This is a genomic window from Streptomyces sp. NBC_00820 (assembly GCF_036347055.1).
Taxonomy (GTDB): Bacteria; Actinomycetota; Actinomycetes; order Streptomycetales; family Streptomycetaceae; genus Streptomyces.
The window spans coordinates 7,873,495-7,898,418 of the sequence record NZ_CP108882.1 but is presented as its reverse complement, the minus strand read 5'-3'; the positions used below and the strand labels follow the sequence as shown (position 1 = coordinate 7,898,418).

Here is a 24,924-nt window from a genome sequence, read left to right as displayed (position 1 = left end):
GAGGGGGACGCTGACACCTTGGCAGTTTACGACATGCGTGTCTTAATTTAAGACAGCAGTGTCGTAATCGAGGGCGGCGTACGCCGCAGACGCAGGAGGAGCAGCTCCATGGCGAAGCTGAAGCGCGGCGAGATAGAACCGCACGAGGACTACGGCTTCTTCGGTCCGGGCTCGGTGGTGTGGAAGGTCTGGGGCTATCCGACGGCACCGACGGTGGGTTTCCAACGAGCCGTGGTGGTGGAGGAACTCGACCCGCCGCTGGTGGCCGCGGTCCACGCGACCCAGGGCATCTACCGGCGCTCCCGCACTCGCTACGACCGGACCCTGAAGTACTTCGCGATGGTGGCCTTCGCTGGTTCACGGGAGGTGTGCAAGGCCGCGGACATCCTGGTCAAAGTCCATTCCAAGGCGATCGGCCAACTGCCCTACGGCGGCGGGACCTACGATGCCAACGACCCCGCCTCGCAGCTGTGGATCCAGCTCACCGGCTGGCACTCGATCCTCTACGCGTACGAGAAGTACGGGCCCGGGAAGCTCTCCGCACAGGAGGAGAAGGAGTACTGGGAGGCATGCGCGGTCGCCGCGGAACTGCAGACGTGCTCCCCCGACGACATTCCCCGCAGCCGTGAAGGTGTCCGGGCGTACTTCGAACGGATGCGCCCGCAGCTGTCCGCCAGCCCGATCGCCCGGCAGGCCATGAACCACCTGCTCAGGAGCGAGCTCATACTGCCGCCCACGCCGCGCTGGGCGAAGCCGGCGAGTCTGGCTGTCGCAAAGGCACAGCGGATCGCCACGATCGCCACCCTGCCGCACTGGATGCGCGAGATGGCCGGGATCCGGCAGTCGCGCCTCCTCGACATGCTCATCGTGCCCGTCATGAAGGCGGCCTTCGCGCTCGCCCACCTCAGCCCCAAGGTCGAACTGCGCCTGCTGGGAAGGACCTCGCCCTCCACGGTCGCGGTGGTTGCGCCGGTCAGGCTCGGCATTCCTCCCCGTAAGGAGGAAGTGCTGACCCCCGCAGAAGCCCGTGCCCGCCACGGCTACGCCAAGCCCGCCGAAGCGCATCTCGAATTCCGGGCCCTGCAAGCCACACGTGTCTTCGGCGGCGGTGAGGCCCCCAGCGAGCAGGGACTCATCGAGTCCCAGGAGATCCTTGGACCGCTCGCATAACCAGGACCGATCCCGGGTCAAGTAACCAGGACCGATCCCGGGTCAAGGGGCATACCCGGAACCCGTGCGCGCACGCCTGCTCACCGAGGAGCCTGCCCCACTGCTGTCCGGCGCCGAGGGTACCCACTCCGCCCGCGCCGCGGCCGTCGCCGCCGGGCTGGAGGAGAGCGGACACACCGCCGTGCTGGTCAGGGCCACCGGAGTCCCGGCCGGAGTGCTGGGCATCGCCGACCTGCGGCCGGACGCCGCCGACACCGTCGCCGCCCTCACCGGCACCGCGTCCATCCTGGTCACCGGCGACAACCCGTACGCCGGGATGTCCTCACGCGTGAGCGGTGCGTGAGCGGACCGTCCGGCACGGGGCGGGCGTAATGAGTCGGATGGAGCACGCATCCGCGTGGCGCTGACCAGCCGAAACAGCACCACGCGGCAGCGCCGGAAACCAACCGGCAAGGACTCGATCCCACTCCTCAAGCGGGGGTCACAGGTTCGAATCCTTCCGGGGGCACAACGCGTTACGTCGCTGACCTGGGTTTTCTCCCCTCGGGGGGCGTTCCAATCGGCCTCGGACTCCCCGTCCGGGGCCGTCTGCGTGAGCGGTGCGTGAGCGGACGGAACGCCAGGCCCCGATATCTCTCCGGATGGATCAGCACCACCCGGCACAGCGTCTTCAGCCGCGAGGGCTGCCTGCAAGAAAAGATCCGGCCCGGTCCCAACCGGTGATCTGCGGTGGAGGTGCTGAGGATCTCGGTCGGCCCGGTCTCGGGCGAGCGGATGCTGGACGTCATCTCAGCTGGTCTGCTCCGGCTCACCGTTTGACCTCGAACGACACCAGGACCCGACCAGCCGCTCGTTTGTCGGCATGTCGCCGAACGAAGATCGCAAGCTTCCCGCCGCGCTCGCCGCTGCCACCGCCCAGGTCGAGCGCTGGTCGAGCGCTGGTCGAGCGCTGGTCGAGCAGCCCATCATCTCTCTGGGCTCCGAAGGAGAGACCGGCATCGTCGCCCGCAACCTGGGCGCGTTCCTGTGGCTGCCGGCCGACGGCTTCGGCCCGCGGGAAGCAGCCACCGCGGACGAGCCCGAGCCCGATTAGGCCCCACACCCCAATCCCGACCTGGTGGCTGTCGCGGAGCGATTTGCTCCAGACCGTCGCGCGCCGGCGACTGCGGTGATCGAGGGGGCCACACGCGAGTTCCCCGACTTCGACGACACCATCATGAAGCTCTGCCGCTGAAGCCGATCACTGACACCTGATCCGCCAGTCCCTGACGCCGGTCGGGCGACGCGAAAGGCTCCCGTCCGGCGAACGGCCTGCTGGTCGTGGACCGCCAGGTGTGAGCGGTCAGGTAATTCGCGTGCAGCTATCAGGCTTCGATCCGAAGCCAGGTGCGGCCGGCCCGCAGCCACAGAAAACCGTCACGCCCTTGACCACAGCGCATAGCCATCCGACCGGGCACCCTCATCTTGCGCCGCTCGGTCACGCTCCACGCATCGCCGACCAGTTCCGCTCGGACCACTTCGGTCGACCGCCGGTTGTGAACGCGACTGGTCAAAACTGCTCGACGGCCGCGTACGGCGAATCCGTCCGGATCACGTACGGGACTGGGCCAGCTCTTCACCTCGCCTGTGGAGGGCGTGATCCGTGTCAGGAAGGTGCCCCCGCGGCTGCTGCCGGAGTACCAGACGAACCACACCTTGTCGTCCTCCGTGGCGGCGGTGCAACCCTCCAGGGGCGCATCAGCCAGCACGACGACGCCGTTCCGCTCGGGGCCCGGCGCCGGCTGCGTGGGCCCGTACAAGCGGGCGTAAGTGCCAGGGTTCATCCGGACTCCTTCCAATGACGGTGCGAACGATCCTCATCGCGCCGACACCGCCCCGGCATGAGCCCGGATGCTTATCTCCGCCCACACTCATACTCAGATGCGGCCCCGCGTCCCGGACCGCCTGTCACACACCACCGGTTCAGCGCCCCGCCCCGGCGAGGGCCACGAACACCCCTGTACAGCACCGGAGTCCTGTGCTCGGCCACCAACCGCCGGGGTGTTTCAACCAGCTGCCGCAACTGTGCTCGATGTCGGTGAACTCCACGCCCAGGCTGTCCGCATGGGAGTTGTTGGCAAGGAGGGTGCGAGCACGTTGAAGTCGTCCGGACCGTTCTTGTGCGGGGTCCGCTGTCGTTGCCGATACGGGACGGGTCCCGGGGTTGCGCCGGGACCCGCAGCCGCACGAGGTCAGGCGACGGTGATGTTCTCCGCCTGCGGGCCCTTCTGCCCCTGAGTGACGTCGAAGGTCACCTTCTGGCCTTCCTGAAGCTCGCGGAAGCCGGAGGAGTTGATGTTGGAGTAGTGCGCGAAGACGTCCGGGCCTCCGCCGTCCTGGGAGATGAAGCCGAAGCCCTTTTCGGCGTTGAACCACTTGACGGTTCCGCTGGTCATGCTGAGCCTTCCGGTCGATATCGGGCCCGCACCGCGCGAACCCGAACGTGATGCCCTGCTCCCGCACCGCACAGCAAAACGCCCACGCCAGAGCGCGGGCAGGCACTGCGAATCACGACATCTGACAGCGACGCTACACGGCGAAGCCGTCTCTCACCAGAGAGCAACGGCCCTCACTCACCAGGCCGCCGGGGGCACTTCGTCGGCGGTGGATCGGGCGCACGCGGCACGCCGAGTGCAACGCGCCGTGGCCCAGCGAAGCACGGAGGGACATGCTGGGCCGCGGAGGGCGGGGCCGCATCGCCGGCAGCGTTTGTGGTTCCGGACGCTCTTGGGGCCCATCCGTGCCTCGATCCAGGCATGGGCTTCCTGCGTGGTCACCACCTCGAAGCGGGGCCCTCGGACTCGTTTCTGGGGCGGGGAGCCCGCCCTCTCGGTGCTCGCCCGCACCGCCGCCGGCGGGCGCTCACCGTCCGACTGACCTGTCAGGCCCGGCAGCGTGCGGTGGGGCCGGCGCCGAGGTACACCGGCGGGAGTCGTTTGTTGGTGACTTCGGGGTTCTGGCACAGATCTTGGGGAGCGATCACGGATCGTGACGATGCACGAAGTGCCGATGTCAGCGGGCCCAAGTAGCTTTCGGTTGACCGCCCGGCCGGGCGGTGAGGAGGGTGAGACATGGAATGGGTCGGGGACGCTCGGCTGGCAGCCGGGCCTGAGGCCACCTGGTACCTGGAGGCGGCTTTCACGCCTGGTGCGCATCTGGGGTCGGTGTACGACGATCCGACAACGCCCGTAGTCGTGACAGGGGTCGAGGAGCTGACCACCATCCGCGTTCCCAGCGGCCGGCTCGTCGTCGATGCGCCGTGGGACGACGACGAAGTCTGGAGATACGAGAAAGGGCTACCGACGAGGTCCCCGCGTGAGCTGGCGGTGAGCATTCCCCCGGGCGTGTACCGAGTGGAGATCGCGTGGACGGCGGGCCCGTATGAGTTCTTTGGCGAGCACTTCGATGGCGTTGAGTGTGCCGCGACGCGCCTGTGCATCAGCGACGACCCTGTGGTCGGGTGGGAAATGGGCCTGGGCGTCGACGAGGACATTGACCAGCTTCAGCCGGGCGATAAGCCCCGTTTCTTCTCCGACGCGAATGTTGGCTGCTTCGCCGACGCAGGCGCGTGGACCACCTTGTCCGCGCCGTTTAGCACGTTCGTAGACGGCGTTCCGGCACCGCGTGACACCGAACTGCTGGCCGACGGTTGCGAGCGGGTACGCGACGAGTCGCAAAAAGCCGATCTGGTCACGTTCGGGGCCGAATCGGGTGGCGTCGTCTGGTTGGGCCGCACCAAGGCTGGCGACGTGGCCGCGATCGTCGTCACCAGTGGCATGGCAGGCGCCAAAGCATGACGTCGCTGCCGCCTCTCCCTGTCCTACAACTCACGTAACCGGACGTGGCTGCCTGCTTTCACCTGCAGCAGGATCATCTTCCGGAGCAGGTGGAAGCCGGCTCGGCCGTAGAGCTGTCTCTTGATCTTTTTGATACGGTTCACGGCTCCCTCGATGCTGCCCGAGCTCCAGTCCAGGGTGAGGCCAGCGGTCACGGCGTCGAGGTCCCGGAGCAGGTGCCGTGCGAAGCCGGCAAGGCCGGGTAGCCGGCTGGCTTCGACGACGTTGATCCAGTCAGGGAGCGTGGCGCCGAGGCGGCCGCTGAGCATCTCGCCGAAATCACGGACGTGTCCGGCGGCCATGTCCAGTTCGGGGCAACGGGTCAGGACGTCTTTCAGGCCGACGCGGTCCTCCTCGGTCAGAGCGGTGGGGTGGCGGGTGAGCCAGCCGGTCACCTGCCGTACCGTCGGAGGCCGGGGCGGCACGACGGCTGGAGCATTGCGCAAGGTGGCGATGTGGGCTCGGACCATTCCGTAGGTGACGGGGGCTTGCTCGGCGACCAGCTCGCCGTGGAGTTGGGTGACGCTGGTGCATCCCTCCTCGAATCGTCGTTCGAGGTAGGGCTTGTAGGGGTCGAGTCTGCTGGGCCGGGGCCGGTTCTCGCGGATGGTCTCCTGCCAGTGTGTGGCGTTCGCGTACCGGAGCACGGTGTTGAGGCCCCAGCCCAGGTGCCGGGCGATCGCCCGGCGTGAGTGGCCTTGGGCGAGCATCTCGTGGACCGGAACGTGTGCTGCCTTTTTGCGCTCGGCCCGTCGGCCGACGGGCTCCGAGTCGTCCTGCGGCCGATCGGGAGCCGGTGGGGTGTCCGGTGGCAGCACGCCGCTGGGTGTCGGGGTGCGCAGGCAGTCGCGGTGGGCGGCGACGCAGGTCTCCACGGCCCGGCCCAGGCCCTGCCACAAGTGAAAGCGGTCGGCGACCTGCAGAGCATCGGGGGCGCCGCGTCGGGCGCCCTCGGCGTAGGCGCCGGCCCGGTCCCGGCAGATGATCTCCACGCCAGGGTGGCGGTCCAGCCAGTCGGCCAGCAGTCCGGCTTCACGTGTTGGGAGCACATCGACCACGCGGTGGTCTTCGACGCTGGTCAGTACGGTGGAGTAGGTCTGGCCGCGACGGATCGCGAAGTCGTCCACGCCCAGCACCCGTGGAGTGCTGAACCATGGATCGGGCAGTGCCATGACCCTGCGTAACAAGGTCATCCGGCCAGCTCCGAAGCCCAGCTGGGCCGCCAGCCGAGCGCCGGCCCGCCCCGCCAGGGCGAGCCCCCACCCGTTCCAGGGCGCGGTTGAGCCTAGTGGTGAACCGTGAGTGCGGGACAGTCATCCTGGAGAACGGCTCGGCGAACGTCCGGCGCGGGCAGTCCGCCGAGCCGCAGATGAAGCGTCGGACCGTCAGCCGGATCACCAAGCGCTGGTCAGCCAGCGGAAGATCCCTCAGCCTGCGCTGGTAACGGTCGTGGACCGCACTCGATGTTCTCTCCCCGCGCCCGGACCGCGCCTCCGGACCCGAACCCGGGCCCGGCGACGACGCTTCCCCGCTGCCGCCGCCCGTCGGCACAGTCAAGGACGGACGTGCCGGCGCCGAACTCCAGGAGCAGCGTCATGGCCGGGTGCGGGACCATCCGGAGCGCGTCCAGGTCACGGACACGGAACCCGGCCGTGGTGACACCGGCCACCCTGCTGGGACGCTGCGGGCATGCGACGTCCCACACAGCCGCACCGCGCTCGAAGGTCCGCATAGTCCCATGCCAGGTGAGCCGGCTGAGGGGAACATTTATCCAATCCGCCGGGGGTACCGGCGGCGACAGTGGGCTCATGACTGTTTCTGACGGCGTACCACACGTGTACAGCGGCGCTGAGGCCACCGAGAGTTCGACGCTGTCGCTGGACGACGGACCGCTGGCTGGACGAGCTCGACCCCACCCCGGCGTTCTACTTCGACTCGATCACCCAGCTCCGCATGGACACCTGGTCACGGGGGAGGGTGACGCTCGTCGGCGACGCGGGCTACTGCCCCGGCCCGGCCGTCGGTGGCAGCACCATCCTGGCCATCGTCGGAGCTTACGTCCTCGCCGGCGAGCTGGCACGGGCGGGCGGCGACTACGAGCACGCCTTCCCCGCCTACGAGCGCACGATGACGGAGTACGTACGTGGCAGCCGCGCGACCGCGCTCAGCGCGGCGAAGACCCTGATCCCCAACTCACGTCTCGGCGTGCGGGGACTGGCCCAGGGCGCCCGCCTGATCTCCGCCCTGCCCGCGGGACCCAGCCGCGCCCTCCTCCGCCTCACCACCAAGACCGCACGCCTCCACAACTCCATGACCGTCGACGACTACCCGCCGTCGCCCACCGCATCACGAGGCCGGGCCGGCCTAGCGGGCGACTCCGGAGGCGGGCTCGGGGTGGAGTGAGGAGTGCTCGCCGGTCAGCTCCAGGCCCTCGGAACGGGCCCGGTCTCAGTGCCGCGCCTGATCCTCAAGTGGCTGATCCGCCACTGGGAGTTCATCGCAGGGCGAGCGGGGTCTCGGATTCGATGCGGGACAGCTTCTCGGGGTTGCGGACGACGTAGAGGCCGGTGATGCGGCCAGCCTCTACGCGGGCTGCCATGATGCCGTCCAGCTCACCGTCCATGTGGACCACCAGCGCCGGGCTGCCGTTGACCACGGTGGGGCCGAAGGTGATCGGGATCGTGCTCTTGCCGAGGCCGCCGACCAAGAGGCGGGCCACCTTGTCGGCGCCGACGATCGGCCGCGGTGCAGCGTGCTTCACGCCGCCGCCGTCGCCCATGTAGACGACCTCAGGCGCGAGCACGTTGAGCAGGCCCTGCAGGTCCCCGCCCTCCAGCGCCCGCAAGAACGACTCCAGAGCCGCCCGCGTCTGGCTCTGGGAAACCACCTCGCGCGGACGGCGGGCATCCACGTGCCGGCGGGCCCGGTGCGCGATCTGGCGGACGGCCGCCGGGGTCTTGTCGACCGCCGCCGCGATCTCGTCGTAGCCGACGTCGAAGACTTCGCGCAGCACGAACACGGCCCGCTCGGTCGGCGACAACGTCTCCAGGACGAGCATCACCGCCATCGACACGCTCTCGGCGAGCTCGACGTCCTGGGCCACGTCCGGCGCGGTCAGCAGCGGCTCCGGCAGCCACGGGCCCACGTACGACTCCTTGCGCCGCGACATCGTGCGCAGCCGGTTGAGCGCCTGCCGGGTCGTGATCCGGACCAGGTACGCGCGCTGGTCGCGCACCTGCTCCAGGTCGACCTCGACCCACCGCAGCCAGGTCTCCTGCAGGACGTCTTCGGCATCGGCCGCCGAGCCGAGCATCTCGTACGCGACGGTGAAGAGCAGATTGCGGTGGGCGACGAATGTCTCGGTCGCCCGGTCAATGGCGTGATCATCACTCATGTCTTGATCATCTTCCCCTCGGCCGGCCCGGACCTAGGAAACCCGTTCGACGACGACCGGCGCCTCTGCGCGCATCGCCTCCAGCGCCTCCTGGCGCCCGGCGCCTCCCTTCATGCGGTGCAGGCTGTACCCACCGGGCTTGTGCGCCTCATCGGCCAGGTGCTTCACGATGCCTTTGCACACGGCCTCCTTCATCTTCGCGCCGAGGCGACCGTCGATGTGGAACCACACCGCGACGTCGGACCTGTTGCCGAACTGGAAGATGCCGGTGCCCCGGCCCAGGCTGATGCACTGCGCTCCGAACGACTGGCTGAGGGTCTCGGGCTGCTCCTCCGTCAACCGGCTGAGCACCGTGTCTGCGGCCCGCGCACCCAGCGGCATCGCGGCCTGGCAGCTCATCCGCAGCGGCAGGCCCGACGGTGCCGCCGAGTCGCCGGCCGCGACGATGCGGTCGTCATCCACGCTGGTCAGCGTCTCGTCGGTGAGCAGGCGGCCCAGGGCATCGGTGCTCAGCCCGCTGCGCGCGGCCAGGTCCGGCACGCCGAAGCCGGCGGTCCAGATGGTCACCGCGCTCGGCAGTTCCCGGCCGTCAGCGAGCCGCACGGCATCGCGAGTCACCGCCGTCACCTTGGTGTCGGAGCCGTCGAGCACGGTCACTCCGAGTGCCGCGAGCCGCCCGGCCACCGAACGCCGGCCCCGGGTGTGGAGGTACGGGCCGAGCACGCCGCCGCAGACCAGGGTGACGGTACGGCCCTGCTCTGCCAGTTCGGCGGCGGTCTCGATGCCGGTGGGCCCGGCGCCGACCACCGTCACCGCGGCCGTCGTGGGCGCGGAATCGAGGACCGGCCGCAGCCGCTCCGCCTCCTCCAGGGTGGCGATCGGGTAGGCGAACTCGGCCGCTCCGGGCACCCGCGGGTCGGCGCTGCCACTGCCTACCGCATAGACCAGGTAGTCGTAGCCGGCCGCACCACCGCTCGCCAGTTCCACACCGCGCCCGGCCGCGTCGATCCGCGTCACGCTGTCGACCACCAGCCGGACGCCTTCCGCCAGGACCTCCCGGTAGTCGACGACGGCGGCGTCGGTCCCGCCCACAAGCTGGTGCAGGCGGACCCGGTGGACGAAGTTCGGGCGCGGGTTGATCAGCGTCACGGTCACGTCGTCGCGCCGCGTCAGGCGATTGGCCGCCATGACGCCGGCGTACCCGCCGCCGATCACGACCACCTCGGTGTTCTCAGCCATGATGTCTCCCTCGTTTCGAGCGGTTCGAGCACAAGACACCGCCTCATCGCCCCCTGTGACAGCATGTGAGTCAGATCACTTCGCAACACGTCGCCGAACGCGACCCCGCCGCACATCGCCGGACGTGACACCCCTCGTTTGCGGCTGGTGACAGCGTTCTTACCGGCACGACGGCCGTGGGTTCAGCGTGACTGAGGGACTTTCACCGGGAACCCGCGGCATCTTCTGCAGGCGTGCTCGGAAGTGCGGTGGGTTCCGCGTCGCTGATTTTGGTGGGCGGAGGAGGGTACCTGCGAAGGCGCCACTCATCGGCGCTGAGCGATCGCGCGGTCACCCGGCTCGACAGGACTTCTCCGCGCCGACGCAAAGCCCGTGGGGGGCCTGGCAGATGACGCCGCAGTATCCCCGGATGACCACCGTTTCCGTTGAAGATCTCGCGCGCGCGTCCGAAGTCGTCGGCGACCTGATCGCTGAGGTCCCCGCCGAGCAGTGGAAGGCGCCGACGCCGTGCACGGAATGGAACGTGCGCGCGCCGTACTACTTCCTCCAGATCGAAGGCGGCGCGTTGCACCTCCTGGAGTGCCGTGGCTGCCTTGAACAGCGTGACCCTGCCGCGTCGCTTCCACCTGGACGTGGTCCGCGCCCACCTGGAACAGACGAAGTGGCACGGTCGATGCCGCAAGCAGCCCTACGCCCGCGACGTGGAGCACGCAAACGTTGCGTCAGCTCGCCTCGACCCGTTCGACCTGCGCCGTTGAAGGTCAGGCGGTCGACGATGGCCGCGCAGAGTCGTGGATCGGTGAACGTCTTCGTCCACCCGCTAAAACTTTCGTTCGAAGCGATGGCGACGCTGCTCTTCTCCTCGCGCTCGGTCAGAACCTGAAACAGCAGCTCAGCGCCCCTGCGGTCAAGCTCCATGTACCTGAGTTCATCAATGCACAAAAGATCGACACGGCCGCAACGGGCGACCGTCTTCGACAGCTGCTTCTCGTCGGCGGCTTCGACGAGCTCGTTGACGGGCTTGGTGGCCAGCACGTAGCGGACGCGGAAGCCGTGCATCGCGGCTTCGGTGCCCAGCTCGACCGGCAGGCAGGACTTGCCGGTGCCGGAGTCGCCGATCAGGCAGAGCGGCTCGCCCTACTTGACCTATCCGCAGGTGGCGACGGTATTGACGGTGGCCAGGTCGATGTTGGGATTGGCGTCGAAGTCGAACGCCCGCAGGCTCTTGTCACGGTGGAAGGAGGCAGCCTTGATCCGTCGTTCGGACCTGCGGCGAGCCCGGTCGTCACACGCGGCCATCAGCAGTTCGGCGAGAAACGGCTCCTGGCCGCAGGAGGCGAAGACCCTTCTCTGTACTTCACACGGTCGGTTACACGACGGGTGATTGCCATGCCTATCGAGCGCCGAACGCCGGCCCTGCTCGGTCCTCCGCGCCCTCGGGCCCGCTTCATCTGCCAGCACCTCAGCTTGACGGCGAGCGGGGAAAGCGGTCGCCGAGGACGAAGGCGGCGGGCCAGGTCTCGCTCAACACCTTGCCGAGCAGGGGGTCGCTGGACTCCAGAACCTCGCTGGGGCGGACCGAGCCGTTCTCGTTGATCCGTTGACCGCCGAGGACGACGGGGGCGCGCAGGACGTCCTCACCCCAGGGGCCGATGGCATTGCACAGCAGGCCCTCGAAGCGGTGGCCAGCCAGGGTGTCGTTGTGGACCCGCTGCACGAAGTCGTCGATCACAGCTGCCTCGAGGTAGACCCAGGCGAGGTAGACCACCGTGCGTCCATCGTCCAGACGGATCGGGAGGCGGACCTTGAGGAAGTTGCCGACGCCCTCTGCGATGACGATCGCGCCCGTGTCAGACTTCACGCGGCGCCTGCGCTCCTCCTCTGAGAGCTCGGCCACCAGGTGGGGCAGGGCCAGGTCGAAGCCGGGGTGCTCCGGGTCGAGGTGGCCGCCGCAACCGCAGGCGGCATCGTGGGTGTGGGCATTTGCCTGCACCGAGTCGGGAGTGAGATCGAGCCGGGCCGTCGGGTAGCTCGGCGCGCCACTGCTCGCCTGTACCGGAAGCAGCAGCGCGTAGAACCGCACTGCCGTGAACGTCGTGGGCTCGGGCAGTCCGAGCGCCGTCATCGCTGCCGAAGCGGCCTCGTGGCGTTCACCGTTGACGCGGATCTCCGCCTGCATCGCGCCTGGGTGACCGCCGTAGAAGACCTTGACGCCGTTGAAGAAGGGCGATTCCAGGTCAGCAGTGAACGAGCCCGCGATCCGGTGCAGCACGTTCGCTTCCAGCATCGCGCCCTGCAGTCGCCGGTTCTCGTCGATGTCGCTTCCGAGACCGACTGCACCCGACGTGATCATGTGCCAGCCGGGCACGCCGCGCCCGTCGTCGGGGCCCGCGTGGTCCGCGAAATGCTCGCGGCGATCGAGGAGTTCCAGCAGGCAGGCGCCCGCCGTCTGCACCCACGTGTCCGCCGCGTCCTGCGGATCAGCGGACATCGACACGACGCAGTCCATGAAGCACGGTACGTCCGGCTGGAGACCGACGTCGGGCAGCGCGACGAGGTCGTAGTGGTGGCCGCCCCCGTGGTGCGGCGGGGCAACGGCCACGGCCCAACCATGCGGGCTGCTCAACGAGTTGCCCTTGAGTTGGGCGCCCCGCGTCACACCGGGCGCGCACTCTTCGAGCCCGGCCCTCACCAGGGCGAGGAACTCCAGGTCGGGCAGCCGCTTCGCCGGCGGCTCCTCTTTGCGCGTACGACGTCGTATCCAGGACACCCGTGGATGGTACTGAACCCGGCCGACCGGACAGTGCTCGGGCTTGACCCCGGAGGTCCTGGGCAGTTCTACGAGCGCCTGGCCAACGGCGAGAACGCAGCTGAGCGGGCACTGAGCACCGGTTCCGGGATGATCACCTTAACCAAGGGCGGCGACCCCGTCCTCGCCTCGGCCGGTTTGGGCTCGCAGGCGTTCGGCCTGCTGTTCCTTGTCGGCGATGTGCCGCAGGCTCTCCTGCAGGCCGGCAACCTCACCGAGCCACTGCATCCGTTGCGCCTCTCCGAGACGCCGGCTGGTGTTGGCTTCGATCTCCAGCAGCCAGGGTTCCTGGGCGGCCAGGTCGAGGCGGAGCACGAAACACCTGACGCAGGCGCTCTCTTCAGCCTCGGGAAACCCCATGCGCTGGTACGACTTCAGCATCAGCAGCAGAGCCAGCAGATGCTGATCACAGTCCGTCGCACCGGACACCCACTCGACCTCATCCCGGGTCGGCGCGAAGAACAGATGCAGCTCGTGCGCGGTGATCAGCCGCTTGATCCGCGGATACGCGGTCCACTCCATCGCGGTCACAATCCCGCCCCGACCCCAGACGGCAAGCTCAACATCACACCAACGAAGCCGAGACGGACGAGTGACGGGCCGTGACCTCAGGGCTTCAAGATCATCCCGTGGCCCCTTTCGGGCTTATCTCGACGAACCCCTTGGAGGCTCGGCGGCTGGCCGTGGGGGGCCACGGCGCGGACATGCCCGTCAGTCCATCTTGTTCCGAATGTCAACATTCTTGCCTGAAAGCCGACTATTCACGAATAGCGATGTGCGCATGGGTTTCGTGGCAGTTGCTCCGTGCGATCAGGGTGATTCGCCCTGAACCTGGGGCACTTCACGGCTGCGCGAAGCCGATCTCGGCCGCCGCAATCCCCGACCGTCAAGGAGTGCCCCATGGTCTCGCCACTGCGCACGAGGACAGCCTCCGTCTTGGCCGTCCTCGGACTACTGCTGCTCGCCCCCGCCGGACACACCTCCGCTGCACCCGCCAGGCCGAGCATCGACAAAGTCACGTGTCACTACGATGAGCGTGACAATGAGTACTTGCAGGTCTGGTGGCACGAATCGGGCGATGACCCCTTTGAGATGAAGTCCTGTTTCGCCAATGCGGGAACATACGAATGGGAATCCTGCACCGGTGACTGTTGGCTCGATGCGTTCTCCACGGGAAACAACCGCGTGGAATTCCTCTCGGACGGCCGGTGGCAGCCCAGCACCCCGGTCGAGAAGAACACGTACTACACCTTCCCCAACCATCCTGGCGGAGTGGACTTCCGGGCGATCTGGATCGAGTGAGCGGGTACGGGTGTGAGGCAGGCCGGGGTGCGGCAGGGCAGGGGCCGATGAGGCTCCCGTGCCGCCGGGTCGAGGTGTCGACCGAGGCCTGCCCCCTCCGGCAGGTCGGTCGGCGCGACGCCGGTGCCAGGAGCGGCGGGTGCTGTCCCGGCGCCGGCGTCCCGTTACGTGCTCGACGTCCTGCACACCGGCTGGACCTCACCGCACGCCACCCGCGCACCGGAGAACTGCTGTCCACCATGAAGTTCATGGTGTAGACGCTCGCCGCCGCCGGCGAACTACAGCGCGACCTCCAACGGGAGCTCACGTGCGACGGACTACGGGCCGCCGAAGCCAAGGCGACAAGGCTGGCCGCCGCCCGGTCGTCACGGCAGCAACGGACACCGCCGTACGCATCGCGCGTGCCCGGGCGGCCAGTCCATCGCCAGCCTCGCCCACGAGCGCGACTTCAGCCGCGGGGCCATCCGTACCGCCGTCACCGACCTCCTGCCCGAGCACACCACCGTCGACCCGGACGCCCCGGCCCCGGAGCTGCCGGTCCTCCTCGACATGCCGGGCAAAATCGCCGACTTCCTCCGCACGGCCGAACTGGAGCCCGCCGAGCGCGCCGTGCTCGACCAGGGCGTGACCGTACGACGCGGCCAGGGCTACACCCTGCGCGCCAGCGCTATCCCGGCGGTACACCGCCAACTCCTCGACCGCTGCCAGCCGCTCGACAACGCCGCAGCAATCTCGGCACAGCGCAAGGCCCGCCGCGAGTACGCGAACCGGGTGAGCAACCTCGACCAATAACCAAGATCATCCCGTGGCCCCGTTAGCCCCGAGGTCCGAGCGGTCGCTTACTCTCCCGGCATCAGCGCGCACGAGGAAGGCCGGCCGCCCGAGCAGGCCGAGGTCGACCGGATCAACGAACGGATCGCCGCGGCCTGGAAGAGCGTCGACTTCACCCGCTACCGGGACAACGTCTACCTCTCCTCCCCCCTGGCCACCCAGACCCAGGAAGACCGGCTCGACGGCCCACGTACCAGCTTCCACGACTTGCGCTCATCCTGGGCCGACGCCCGCACCGGACAACCCAACCCGCTCGGCCCTCGCCGGTCGCCACACTCCTCGCGATCAGGAACCAGCCGTGATCCACACCCTCGCCGAGTGCGAATGGATCAAGAAGGGGCTGCACCTCTGCCTCTTCGGAGACTCGGGTGACATGTCCCTCGACCCTGCCGGAGCTGTGGTTCATGGTCAGTCCGGCCAGCACCGCGTCGAGGTCCTGGCGCAGGAACCGGGCTGGCGCGGTGGTGGAGGTCGCGGCCGCCGATGACGAAACCGCCTTCGCCATCCAGGAGTTGCTCGCCGCGCGGTGCGCGTGGCGCCAGCGGACCGTACGCCCCCGGGAACCCGGCAAGCCTGGTGTACAGCTGCGCTGCTTCCTGGACCTGCACCGGCAGCCTGACGCGTAGGCCTGCCGGCGGGCTCCAGTCTCCCTCCTGCCGGGCTGTGACGGGGCTCCTAGGCTGGAGGTGCTCGGGGCTGACGGAGGTGTGTGCCATGCTCGCGAGCATCTTCACCGGCGCTCACACGTTCGGGCTGGTCAGCGTCCCGGTGACGGTTCTCAGTGCGACCGAGGATCACAGCGTGCGCTTCCGAAGGATCCACACCGCCGACCAGGGCCTGGTGCGCAACCGGTACTGGTGCGAGAGCGAGGACCGCGAGGTCACTTTCGGCGAGATCGGGCGCGGCTGCCAGCTGCCGGACGGCCGGGTCATCCCCTGTCACGGATGAAGATCTCAGAGATCTGTCGCTGACCACGGCGCGCGCGATCGAGCTGGTCGCGTTCGTGCCGGCTGCCGCCGACCCGCTGCGCATCGGCCCCGGCTACTGCCTCCAGCCGCAGGGCGCCACCGCTGCCAAGCCCTACGTCCTGATGCGCCAGGCGCGGGAAGGTCGCGGTCGCGCGGTACGCGTGGCACGGCCGCGAGCGGCTCGGTCTGCCCCGGGTCCCTGGGACTGTCATCGCGTTGCGCGGGCTGTCGTGGCCGGACGAAATCCGCGACCCCGGCGCCGTGGTGCCCGCCTGCTCCGGTCCATCTGAACGAAGGCGAGGTCGACCAGGCTGTGGCTCTGATCGAGGTCATGACCCGCGACGACCTCACCGGCCCGGAGTTCACCGACGGCTACACCGAGGCCCTGCGCAGGGTGATCGAGACAAAGCACGAAGGCCACCATCTGCCGGAGGCCCCCCAGGCGACGGCCCGGCCGGGACGCCGGTGGACCTGATGACCGCCCTGCAGGATTCCGTGGACAAGGCCCGGGCCGCACGTGTGGACGCGCAGGGGACATCGCCAACGACGCGCGAGACCAGGACGAAGACGAAGGCACCCGCCCCGACGGCGAGGGTGGCCGACTGGAAGGGCGGGCGCCGACGCGCTGACCGCTAGGGGGTGTCTTTCCGATCAATCGATCGCTGGTCAGCCCTTGACGGGGTCCCCGGCCTCGATCCCAGCGAAGAACTCGTCCGCGAGGGCGCGTGCGCCGGCCAGGTCGTCGAGGGGTTCGCCGACGATGCGGCCCGCCAGCTCGGTGGCCAGCGCGAAGATGTCCTCACGCAGTTCGGCCTCCGCGATGATCCGGTCGGCCTCCAGTTGCGTCTTAGCCGACGCCACCAGGTCCTCGCGCTCCCTGACACCTTCGGCACGCAGGGCCGCGAGAAGGGCGGCTCCCTCCTCGGTCGCGGTCTCGCGGATCCGGGCGGCTTCGTGGCGGGCGGCGCTGAGTTCGGCCTGATACTCAGAGAGGATGCGACGCGCTTCTTCGTTCAGTGCGACGGCCCGCTCAGCGGTACCTTCGATCGCCTCTTCGCGCGCCGCGAGGATCTTCTCGATACGCGGAACCAGGACCTTCGCGAAGATGACGAAGACCAGGGCGAAACAGACGAGTCCGACTATGAGTTCAGGGTGTGGCGGATTCAGAGGTCCCATGTGGCGGATCGTACAGCGAGCAAGATCGAACAGGGGAGGCGCTCCCCACCTTTAGGTTTCTCAACTTCCGCTTACCATACTGCTGTTGACAGGCACCCTCTGCCGGTCGCGGCGCGACAGATGCCGAGGACGCGCCGTGGGGCCGGATGCTTCTACGGAAGCAACGTTGGCGAGACCCGTCCCGTCATCGACGCGACCGCCGATGTCCGGCTCACCCTCCAGTCCGACGGATGCGACGGATGCGACGGATGCGACGGATGCGACGGCGGTGCGTACATCCGGGGGCTCGCTTTCACGAAGGAGGGAGGCCTGACGGCGAAGATCCCGAAGGCCCTGTCGAAGGCCTGGGCCGCGCAGGTGCGGTCCCGGGCCACCTCGATGCCCGATCCCTCGACGTCCCGCTGATTCACCACAACCCACGCCCGGGCACCCCTAAAGGTTGTCCCTTCCGCTGGAGGATCGGGTGCTGCTGGTTGCGACGTACTGGCGGACCAACCTGACGTTGCGCCAGGTTGGTCCCCTGTTCGGGATGTCGAAGTCCGCTGCCGATCGGGTACTGGACCATCTCGCGCCCTTGCTGGCAATCGCGCCTGCTCGTCAGCCTTGCAGGGGCACCGTGGTCATTGTGGACGGCACCCTGATGCCCACCCGCGACCGGACTCTTGCCGCTTCCAGCAAAAACTACCGCTACTCCACCAACCACCAAGTGGTGATCGACGCCAACAGCAGGTTCGTCGTCGCCGTCGGCCTTCCTCTGCCCGGCGACCGCGACGACTGCCGGGACTTCACCGAGTTTGGCGTCGACCGGGCCTGCCGCGACGCCCCAGTACTGGCCGCGGCGGCTGCCCAGGCGCAGGGGCTCTCATGCCGCACCGCCGACGCCCGGGCCAGGAACGCCTGACGCCTCAACAGGAAGCCGGCAACGCCGTCCACCGACGGGCACGAGCCCGCGTCGAGCACACCTTCTCCCGCATGAAGAACTGGAAGATCCTCCGCGACTGCCGCCTACGCGGAACCGGTGTCCACCACGCCATGCTCGGCATCGCCCGCCTCCACACCCTCGCACTGACCCACCCCACCCGAGGCGACCTCTAGCGCCGGCGGTCCCCGAGAGCGCCGGGGGGGCACGGTGTCACCGGGCTCCGCTCGGCGAGGTGGGCGTCCATGGCGGTGTTCAGATCGGTCATGAGCTGCTCGAACTGTTCCAGGAGCTGTGGCGGGTAGGGGGACATCGCGGCATCGAGGCGGCCGGCGAGCGGGCCGAAGAACTCGTCCGCCCGCTCCTGGATGTGCCTGCCGCTGCGCAGGGTGACGATGCGCCGGTCGGAGTGCTCGCGGGTGCGGGTGATGTGCCCGGCCGCTTCGAGGCGATTCAGGAGTGCGGTGGTGGCGCCCGTGGACAGGGAGATGCGCTCGCTCAGCCGGGCCGGTGACAGCGGGGTCCCGCGTTCCTCGGCGGCGGCGATCTCCAGCACCGCGGTCGCGTCGGTGGAGTGCAGGCCCAGCCATGCCGCGAAGCGCCGGCTGAGCTCGGCGTAGTGGCCGCCGTAGATCCGCAGCCCTTCCATCAGTCGCTCGCGCCGCGCCGCGACACCGTCGCCCATCGCTTCCTCCACAGGGCCTGCCACCTCGTCTCGCCTGCCGGGCGTCCAGGTGGGCAGCCCGCTTTGACAACCTACCCCCACCACTTTACCTTCACCATGGAATTACTTCACCATGGAGGTATCTGGCGTGCGTGCCCCGTCCCCCACCCCTGACGAGACGACCGAGCCCTACCGTTGGCGGTGGCTGATCCTGGCGGTGATGATCGTCGCGGAGATCATGGATCTCCTGGACGCCTCGATCGTCAACGTCGCCGGACCGGACCTGGAGAAATCGCTCGGTGCCGGTTCCGTCGGACTGCAGTGGGTGATCGGCGGCTACGCCCTCACCCTGGGCGCCGGTCTGGTGCTCGGCGGCCGGCTCGGCGACCGCTACGGCCGGCGCCGGATGTTCCTGATCGGTCTTGCGGCTTTCACCGCGTGCTCCCTGCTGTGCGCGGCCGCGCCGAACATCGAGTCGCTGATCGCCTTCCGCCTGCTGCAGGGCATCGTCGGAGCGATGCTGCTGCCTCAGGGCCTGGGCCTGCTGCGGGAGAACTTCTCCGGCCCCGAACTCACCAAGGTCTTCGCGATCTTCGGACCCGTCCTCGGTCTGGGCGGCATCATCGGCCCGGTCCTGGGCGGCTTTCTCATAGAGGGCGACTTCTTCGGCCTGGGCTGGCGGTCGGTGTTCCTGATCAACCTGCCCATCGGAATCGCGGCACTGATCATCGCCGCGAAGTTCGTGCCCAAGAAGGCGGGCGACCCCACGGTACGGGTCGACATGACCGGCGCCACCCTGGTCGTGATCTCCTGTGCTCTGCTGGTGCTGCCGCTGAACCAGGGGCAGGAGAACGGCTGGCCGCTGTGGACGTGGCTGTCCATGGCCGCCTCGGCGATCGGTTTCGCCCTCTTCGCCCTCCAGCAGCGCCGCACGGCCGCCGCGGGCCGCGAGCCGCTGGTGACCCCGGGCCTGCTGCGCAAGCCGGCCTTCACCGTCGGGCTCGGCGGCATCGCCCTGTTCTTCGGCGGGCTCATCGGCACCCAGCTCGTGCTGACCCTGTTCCTCCAGATCGGCCGGCAATTCACCGCCGGCGAGGCGGGACTGGGCAACCTGCCCCTCGCGGTGGGAACCGCGATCGGCGGCGCGGTCAGCGGCGCGCTCCTCGCGGACAAGATCGGCCGCAAGGTGCTGCAGATCGGACCGCTGGTCCAGCTGGCCGGCGCTGCCGTGCTGTGGTTCGAGCTCGATGGCCTCGATGCCGCCTCGTTCTCGATCTGGGACATCGCTCCCGGCGTGGCGGTGGCGGGCATCGGCGCCGGCATGGTGATCGCCGCCCTGTTCAGCTTCATCCTGGCCGCGGTCGACGACGACGAGATCGGATCCGCCTCCGGCGTCCTGTCGGCGGTTCAGGCTGTCGGCGGCTCCATCGGCGTCGCGGTCTTCGGCTCGGTGTTCTTCGCCCAGGCCAAGACCGGTGCTTTCACCGGCGGCTTCCACCGCGCGATGCTCGTCCAGGCGATTTTGTTGGTGGTCTTCTTCGCGATCACCTTCCTACTGCCCAAGAAGGGCCGCTCCGAAGACGAGCAGCACGGCATCACCCCCGAGGCGACTGCCGACGACTCCGGCACCAAGCAGCACCTCACCGCGTGAAACACAGATGGGGAGAGCGCCCACGGAAGCGGTCTCCCCAGCACTGATGTGGGACGGCCGGGCAACCTGACCCGACTGCACGCCACGAGAAGAGCCCGGGCGAAGGCCACTGTTGGATTACGGGACAGCCTTTAGCTTGATCTTTAACGTGCCGCGTCGAATGGCGCGTCGAACTTGATCACTCGGTCCGGTAATCGCCGTACGTCAAAGCGGCCTTCGTCTGAACATGTGCTCCGACCAAGGAACACACACGTCCAGCACGAAGGCCGTGAAGATGAGTCTGCTGCATCGTGGTGCCCGACAAGAACCGCTGACGCAACTGTCATGCTTCCGGGGCGAGTTCTACTCCTGCCTGACCGCTCGTTCGGATGCGCTGTTCGAGCTGGCCGACGCTGTTCTGTGCGGTGACGGACCGGTGAGGTCGCTGGCCGAGCTGTCACTGGTGGGCGAACACCGCCGCGGACACGGAGGGCTCTATGCAGCAGTTTCCCGGGGAGGCATCGATGCCGACCGGCTGCGGCAGGCGCTGGCCGCGGTGCCGCTGCCGCGTGCTGCCGACGGCCGGCTCGTCCTGGCTGTCGATGTCACCTGCTGGCTGCGGCCCGATGCCCACACCTCACCGCAGCGGATCCTGTGTCACACCTATGGCCGGGGCAAGGACCAGCACATCCCGATCCCCGGCTGGCCGTACTCGATCATCTGCGCGCTCGAGCCCGGCCGCAGCTCATGGACTGCACCCCTGGACGCGTTGCGACTGGCACCCGGCGACGACACCGCCACCGTCACCGCCCGACAACTGCGTGACCTGGTCCAGCGACTGATCACAGCCGGGCAGTGGCACGCGGGCTCGCCGGACATCCTCATCGTCGCGGACGCCGGATACGACGCGCCCCGCCTGGCCTTCCTGCTGAGAGACCTGCCGGTCCAGGTGCTGGCCCGGATGCGCTCGGACCGGGTTCTGCGCCGGGCCGTCCCGCAGCGCCAGCCTCACATCCTGGGCCGCCCGCCCCGACACGGCAGCGAGTTCGTCTTCGGCCAGCCCGACACCTGGGGCACCCCGGACACCAAAACCGTCACCGACACACGCCTCTACGGCCAGGCCACCGCCCGCTCCTGGGACCGACTGCACCCCAAGCTGACTCACCGTTCCTCCTGGGCCGCAGCCGACGGCACGCTCCCCATCGTCGAGGGCAGCGTGATCCGCCTGGACATCGACCAACTGCCCAGCGGCGCAACTCCCAAGCCGGTCTGGCTCTGGTGGTCAGGCACCGACGCCACCCCGGCGGACACCGACCGTCTCTGGCAGACCTACCTGCGGCGATTCGATATCGAGCACACGTTCCGCCTGTTCAAGCAGACTCTCGGCTGGACCTGTCCGAAGATCCGCACCCCCGAGGCGGCGGACCGATGGACCTGGTTGATCCTCGCCGCCTACGCGCAACTCCGTCTCGCTCGCCCGCTCGCAGCCGACCTGCGTCGTCCCTGGGAGAAACCCAGTTCTCCAGACCGACTCACACCCGCCCGCGTCCGCCGCGACTTCCGGCACATCCGCCCACAAGCCGCCTGCCCAGCCCAAGCACCGAAATCCTCCCGACCCGGTCCCGGACGACCACCGGGCCGAAAGAACACCCGGCCCACACCCCGCCACGACGTGCACACACCCCGCAAAACACAGCCAGCGAAACGGCAAACGAAGAAGTTAACCACCCCACGACCACGCCGCACAGGTTAAAGATCAAGTTAGTGGAGGAGCCGGGCACCCCCGCTTCACAGGAGGGCGGCAGCGGCAAACCTCCGACAAAGTGACCGGCCCCACGGGAGCCGTCGAGGCCGCAGCTTCCTCCCCGTTCTACTGATCGGACCGGTGCTCGCGCTCCGGCCCCGCAAGCGGTTCCGCCAAGAACACCGCGCTGATCGTCGACGGCACCCCGGTGCCCACTCGCGACCCGGGGGCGCCGGTCCCGCAGGACCTGATCTCCCGCCTCAGGCCTTGTCCTGCATGCCGCTCCGGGCCGGGTTGCCCTGCCTGGCGGCCTTGGGCCGGCCTCTTCGGCCTTGGCGCGCACAACCACAGCACCAGCCAGGAGCGGACAGCAGCGTGGTGGGCTGTGGCGGGGTGTGGTTGGCCGGTGTGGTGGGGGTTGGTTGGGGGGTGGGGGGTGATGGTGCTCATAGGGGGTGGGTCACGTCCTATCGAGGGTCGTAGCGGGGCTTCCCTCTGAGCAGCACCGCAAACGTCAAAACGGGACATTCGGGACATTTCTGCGTAGTGAGGTAGTAGGTCACATGGTTGCGTGGGGAATTGTCCGCCGTTAATCATGGAGGTCGTTGCCGGGAGCAGCGGACCGGGACCGGGTGTTGATCACCGGGTGGGTCCGCTTCTTATCTGCCCGGCAGCTGCGGGGCCTCGCCCCGACGCCCTACAGGCCGCGACCGAATTCGGGCCGGTGCCTCAACGACGTCCTCTGGAGAGACCCCCTTTTGACTGCGATCTTTGCTACCCGCCGTACTGCCCGCCTGCGTAACCTCACCCTGACCGGCCTTGTGGCCACCGGTGCCGCGGCTGCCGCTGTGACGCTGATGCCGACGTCCGCGTTCGCCGCCCCGGCGCCGCAGACCACCCACCCGGTCACGGCCGTCTCCCACCACACGCACACCGCCTCCAAGAGCGCGGGTGCCTCGGGGAACCTGGACAGCTGGATCAAGCAGTCCCTCGCCATCATGAAGGCCAAGGGCATCCCCGGCAGCTACGAGGGCCTGCACCGCAACATCATGCGCGAGTCCAGCGGCAACCCCAACGCCCAGAACAACTGGGACGTCAACGCGCAGAAGGGCATCCCCTCCAAGGGCCTCCTGCAGGTGATCGACCCGACGTTCAACACCTACCACGTGGCCGGCACCGCGCACAGCGTGACCGACCCGGTGGCGAACATCACCGCGGCCGCCAACTACGCCGCACACCGCTACGGCTCGATCGACAACGTCAACTCCGCATACTGACCTACCGCCCCGCCACACACGCAGCGGCAGCGCCAGTGGCCCCCCGACCGAATCCGGTCGGGGGGCCACTGCCGTATCCGCCCCGCCCTCACTCAAGCCGTGGCCGACCAACCCCCGCACCTACAACGCCAAGGCGGCCTGGACGCCGCTGCACACCACGGCCCGCACCGTGCACGTACGCGAGGGGAAAGGCACAGGGCACCGCGTCCTGTTCGACCTGGCGAAGAACACCGACTTCTACGCCGAGTGTTGGGGTGTAACCGGCCGTGACCCGGATTGGTGGGCGTACGGGCAGGTGGTGTCTGGCCCGCACACCGGCCGCCACGGCTGGGTCAGCGGCGAGCGCGTCGCCGCCGGCTACCGCCACCCTAGATGATCTATTCCAAGGGGCCAGTGATCGTAGGCGATCAGTGAGCGTAGGACGGTTTGTCCGGTGGCGTCGCTGTGCCAGATCGCGGCGGTCAGCGCGAGGATGCGTTGCATGACGCGGGCTATGACCCCTCCGGGTGTGCGCCCTCGGTGTCGTTCGAGGCCAAGCTGTCCCTTCAAGGTCTCGTTGATCGATTCGATGACCTGTCGCAACGGCTTGAACAGGGCTGCGCCAGGCCGTTCCCGTTCACCTTTACGGGCAGGCCGCGGCAACTGGACTCCATGCTCGGACAGTTCGCGTTCGAAACCACGGCCGAAGTAGTTCTTGTCGCCGATGAGAGTCTGTCGGGGGCGCTCTCGCAGAAGCTCGTATTCGGCTGCCAGGAGGTCGAGGAGGGTCTCGCGTTCGTCGGCCTTGGCTCCGGTCAGGGCGAAGGCGATGGGCAGGTCCTGAAGGGTGCAGACCAGGTGCAGGCGCAGGCCCCGGAAGAAGCGCCTGTGGCTGGCGCAGTAGCCGTATTCGGCCCAACCTGCCAGGCCGGAGCGTTTGACGGTCTCGCGGGAGCGGCCGCATTCCACCGGGGTGGAGTCCACGACCCATACGTCGTCGCTCCACACCGAGGTGGTGGTGGCCAGGATCCGGTTGACGCTTCGCATCAGACCGGCGGCCTTTGCGTAGCCGCTTGTTGTAGCCGGGCTGCTGGGGCAGGTAGGGGAAGAGGTGGAGCAGGTGGGCACGGGCATGGGGGAGCCACTTGGCCTCGGAGGTGTAGCCGAGTATGGCCTGCATCGTGGCGAGGGTGACCAGTTCGGCATCGCTCAGGCGGGGCGTAATGGCGACCGGCGGGCGCCACGGCGCCAGGTCGGGATGTTCCTTCAGCATGTCGTCGGTCGTCGCATAGGGTGCTGTCGCGAGGGTGTCCACGTCGTTCGTCGCAAAACGATCTTGGACACCCTCGTTCTCGTCTCCGCAGGAACCCCTTGGACCACACCACCAGGAGGAACCGGTGTCATACCCGCAACTGCTCACCCCCGAGGAGAAGCTCGCCGACGCGAAGAAGCTGTTGAGCCTCCCGCGTATCGTCGTGATCTGCGGCTCCACCCGCTTCATGACCGAGATGAACGAGGCAGATCTGCGGGAGACCAAAGCCGGAAAGATTGTCGTCAAACCGGGCTGCGACATGAAGTCGCCGCACGAACTTTGGTCCGACCCTGTCGAGGCCGAGGCCGAGGCGCTGAAGGTTCGACTCGACTACCTGCACCGGGCGAAGATCCGGCTCGCAGATGAGGTGCTCATAGTCGGCGACTACATCGGAGACAGCACCCGAGCCGAAATCGCCTACGCCCGGTCGCTGGGCAAGCCCGTGCGGTTCACGCACCCCGAAGTCGACCCCGACGCCTGACCGCCCGCTGCCACCACGACAACCAGGACGGCAGCCCGCCGCCTGACCGTCTCACGGTGGCTTCGGCCGCCGCCCACCCCACACCCTCCGCAAGCATCCCTCGGAATTGATCATCTAGAGGCCAGCGTGTCGTCGCACCGCGCCGCCCGCCCTT

General features: G+C 68.4%; 23 protein-coding genes and 5 pseudogenes. 16 read left to right on the top strand and 12 right to left on the bottom strand.

Annotation, left to right across the window (positions count from 1 at the left end; translation table 11 throughout):
* The first annotated feature begins 108 nt into the window (after positions 1 to 108).
* From OIB37_RS35320 to OIB37_RS35310, 3 genes are all read left to right on the top strand, one after another.
* Entirely contained in the window at positions 109 to 1,170 is a 1,062-nt protein-coding gene (locus OIB37_RS35320; RefSeq protein ID WP_330461668.1) for an oxygenase MpaB family protein, read from the top strand.
* A gap of 64 nt (positions 1,171 to 1,234) precedes the next feature.
* Complete coding sequence (locus OIB37_RS35315; protein ID WP_330462106.1) at positions 1,235 to 1,513, top strand: hypothetical protein; 279 nt, start codon at positions 1,235 to 1,237, stop codon at positions 1,511 to 1,513.
* 519 nt (positions 1,514 to 2,032) lie between these two features.
* A complete protein-coding gene (locus tag OIB37_RS35310) occupies positions 2,033 to 2,263 on the top strand; it encodes a hypothetical protein (protein WP_330461667.1) in 231 nt (76 codons plus the stop codon).
* 271 nt (positions 2,264 to 2,534) lie between these two features.
* On the opposite strand, the gene OIB37_RS35305 is transcribed toward OIB37_RS35310, so the two are convergent.
* Together OIB37_RS35305 and OIB37_RS35300 are read right to left on the bottom strand one after the other, a co-directional pair.
* A complete protein-coding gene (locus OIB37_RS35305) occupies positions 2,535 to 2,993 on the bottom strand; it encodes a hypothetical protein (protein ID WP_330461666.1) in 459 nt (152 codons plus the stop codon).
* A gap of 408 nt (positions 2,994 to 3,401) precedes the next feature.
* Positions 3,402 to 3,605, bottom strand: a complete 204-nt coding sequence (locus tag OIB37_RS35300) for a cold-shock protein (RefSeq protein WP_161147263.1) — start codon at positions 3,603 to 3,605, stop codon at positions 3,402 to 3,404.
* Between the two features lie 675 nt (positions 3,606 to 4,280).
* Here OIB37_RS35300 and OIB37_RS35295 point away from each other — a divergent pair.
* Positions 4,281 to 5,006 carry a DUF4241 domain-containing protein gene (locus OIB37_RS35295; RefSeq protein WP_330461665.1) on the top strand — a complete coding sequence of 242 codons (726 nt, stop codon included), beginning with the start codon at positions 4,281 to 4,283 and terminating at the stop codon, positions 5,004 to 5,006.
* Positions 5,007 to 5,029: 23 nt separating this feature from the next.
* Here OIB37_RS35295 and OIB37_RS35290 read toward each other — a convergent pair whose 3' ends face one another.
* A complete protein-coding gene (locus OIB37_RS35290) occupies positions 5,030 to 6,238 on the bottom strand; it encodes a transposase (protein WP_330461664.1) in 1,209 nt (402 codons plus the stop codon).
* Between the two features lie 263 nt (positions 6,239 to 6,501).
* Positions 6,502 to 6,777, bottom strand: a pseudogene (locus tag OIB37_RS35285) (AraC family transcriptional regulator); the annotation flags it as partial.
* A gap of 221 nt (positions 6,778 to 6,998) precedes the next feature.
* On the opposite strand from OIB37_RS35285, the gene OIB37_RS35280 reads away from it, so the two are divergent.
* On the top strand, positions 6,999 to 7,448 hold the full coding sequence (locus OIB37_RS35280) for a hypothetical protein (protein WP_443058245.1): 450 nt from the start codon (positions 6,999 to 7,001) through the stop codon (positions 7,446 to 7,448).
* 91 nt (positions 7,449 to 7,539) lie between these two features.
* Here the strand turns inward: OIB37_RS35280 and OIB37_RS35275 are convergent, their stop codons facing one another.
* The 5 genes and pseudogenes from OIB37_RS35275 to OIB37_RS35255 form a co-directional block, all read right to left on the bottom strand.
* Entirely contained in the window at positions 7,540 to 8,439 is a 900-nt protein-coding gene (locus OIB37_RS35275) for an RNA polymerase sigma-70 factor (RefSeq protein ID WP_330461663.1), read from the bottom strand.
* A gap of 33 nt (positions 8,440 to 8,472) precedes the next feature.
* The gene (locus tag OIB37_RS35270; RefSeq protein WP_330461662.1) at positions 8,473 to 9,678 is read right to left on the bottom strand and encodes an NAD(P)/FAD-dependent oxidoreductase; all 1,206 of its coding nucleotides are present in this window, start codon (positions 9,676 to 9,678) and stop codon (positions 8,473 to 8,475) included.
* Positions 9,679 to 10,428: 750 nt separating this feature from the next.
* Positions 10,429 to 10,995, bottom strand: a pseudogene (locus tag OIB37_RS35265) (ATP-binding protein); the annotation flags it as partial.
* Positions 10,996 to 11,140: 145 nt separating this feature from the next.
* The gene (locus OIB37_RS35260; RefSeq protein WP_330461661.1) at positions 11,141 to 12,448 is read right to left on the bottom strand and encodes a DUF6348 family protein; all 1,308 of its coding nucleotides are present in this window, start codon (positions 12,446 to 12,448) and stop codon (positions 11,141 to 11,143) included.
* Between the two features lie 138 nt (positions 12,449 to 12,586).
* Positions 12,587 to 13,009, bottom strand: a complete 423-nt coding sequence (locus tag OIB37_RS35255) for a DUF4158 domain-containing protein (RefSeq protein WP_330461660.1) — start codon at positions 13,007 to 13,009, stop codon at positions 12,587 to 12,589.
* A gap of 378 nt (positions 13,010 to 13,387) precedes the next feature.
* Between OIB37_RS35255 and OIB37_RS35250 the strand changes: the two genes are divergently transcribed.
* The 6 genes and pseudogenes from OIB37_RS35250 (at position 13,388) to OIB37_RS35225 (ending at position 16,063) form a co-directional block, all read left to right on the top strand.
* Positions 13,388 to 13,789, top strand: coding sequence for a beta/gamma crystallin domain-containing protein (locus tag OIB37_RS35250; RefSeq protein ID WP_330461659.1), 402 nt, complete (start codon positions 13,388 to 13,390; stop codon positions 13,787 to 13,789).
* Positions 13,790 to 14,338: 549 nt separating this feature from the next.
* Entirely contained in the window at positions 14,339 to 14,581 is a 243-nt protein-coding gene (locus tag OIB37_RS35245) for a hypothetical protein (RefSeq protein ID WP_330461658.1), read from the top strand.
* A 328-nt stretch (positions 14,582 to 14,909) separates the two neighbouring features.
* Positions 14,910 to 14,990: pseudogene (locus tag OIB37_RS35240) on the top strand (IS21-like element helper ATPase IstB); the annotation flags it as partial.
* Positions 14,989 to 15,246 (top strand): DUF6207 family protein, encoded by a 258-nt coding sequence (locus OIB37_RS35235; RefSeq protein WP_330461657.1) that lies wholly within the window; start codon positions 14,989 to 14,991, stop codon positions 15,244 to 15,246. The pseudogene OIB37_RS35240 and the gene OIB37_RS35235, both read left to right, overlap by 2 nt.
* Before the next feature lie 88 nt (positions 15,247 to 15,334).
* Complete coding sequence (locus OIB37_RS35230; protein ID WP_330461656.1) at positions 15,335 to 15,568, top strand: Ku protein; 234 nt, start codon at positions 15,335 to 15,337, stop codon at positions 15,566 to 15,568.
* Positions 15,569 to 15,901: 333 nt separating this feature from the next.
* The gene (locus OIB37_RS35225) at positions 15,902 to 16,063 is read left to right on the top strand and encodes a hypothetical protein (RefSeq protein ID WP_330461655.1); all 162 of its coding nucleotides are present in this window, start codon (positions 15,902 to 15,904) and stop codon (positions 16,061 to 16,063) included.
* A gap of 191 nt (positions 16,064 to 16,254) precedes the next feature.
* Here the strand turns inward: OIB37_RS35225 and OIB37_RS35220 are convergent, their stop codons facing one another.
* The gene (locus OIB37_RS35220) at positions 16,255 to 16,764 is read right to left on the bottom strand and encodes a F0F1 ATP synthase subunit B family protein (protein ID WP_330461654.1); all 510 of its coding nucleotides are present in this window, start codon (positions 16,762 to 16,764) and stop codon (positions 16,255 to 16,257) included.
* Between the two features lie 442 nt (positions 16,765 to 17,206).
* Here OIB37_RS35220 and OIB37_RS35215 point away from each other — a divergent pair.
* Positions 17,207 to 17,859 (top strand): annotated as a pseudogene (locus OIB37_RS35215) (transposase); the annotation flags it as partial.
* On the opposite strand, the gene OIB37_RS35210 reads toward OIB37_RS35215, so the two are convergent.
* Entirely contained in the window at positions 17,856 to 18,368 is a 513-nt protein-coding gene (locus OIB37_RS35210; protein WP_330461653.1) for a MarR family winged helix-turn-helix transcriptional regulator, read from the bottom strand. The pseudogene OIB37_RS35215 and the gene OIB37_RS35210 overlap by 4 nt on opposite strands.
* Before the next feature lie 127 nt (positions 18,369 to 18,495).
* Between OIB37_RS35210 and OIB37_RS35205 the strand changes: the two genes are divergently transcribed.
* From OIB37_RS35205 to OIB37_RS35195, 3 genes are all read left to right on the top strand, one after another.
* Positions 18,496 to 19,998, top strand: a complete 1,503-nt coding sequence (locus OIB37_RS35205; protein ID WP_443058244.1) for an MFS transporter — start codon at positions 18,496 to 18,498, stop codon at positions 19,996 to 19,998.
* A gap of 274 nt (positions 19,999 to 20,272) precedes the next feature.
* Positions 20,273 to 21,730 (top strand): NF041680 family putative transposase, encoded by a 1,458-nt coding sequence (locus tag OIB37_RS35200; RefSeq protein ID WP_330455968.1) that lies wholly within the window; start codon positions 20,273 to 20,275, stop codon positions 21,728 to 21,730.
* A gap of 749 nt (positions 21,731 to 22,479) precedes the next feature.
* Positions 22,480 to 22,998 carry a transglycosylase SLT domain-containing protein gene (locus OIB37_RS35195; protein WP_330461651.1) on the top strand — a complete coding sequence of 173 codons (519 nt, stop codon included), beginning with the start codon at positions 22,480 to 22,482 and terminating at the stop codon, positions 22,996 to 22,998.
* A 357-nt stretch (positions 22,999 to 23,355) separates the two neighbouring features.
* Here the strand turns inward: OIB37_RS35195 and OIB37_RS35190 are convergent.
* Positions 23,356 to 24,250: pseudogene (locus OIB37_RS35190) on the bottom strand (IS982 family transposase).
* A 124-nt stretch (positions 24,251 to 24,374) separates the two neighbouring features.
* On the opposite strand from OIB37_RS35190, the gene OIB37_RS35185 reads away from it, so the two are divergent.
* Positions 24,375 to 24,770 carry a hypothetical protein gene (locus OIB37_RS35185; RefSeq protein WP_330461650.1) on the top strand — a complete coding sequence of 132 codons (396 nt, stop codon included), beginning with the start codon at positions 24,375 to 24,377 and terminating at the stop codon, positions 24,768 to 24,770.
* Positions 24,771 to 24,924 lie beyond the last annotated feature (154 nt).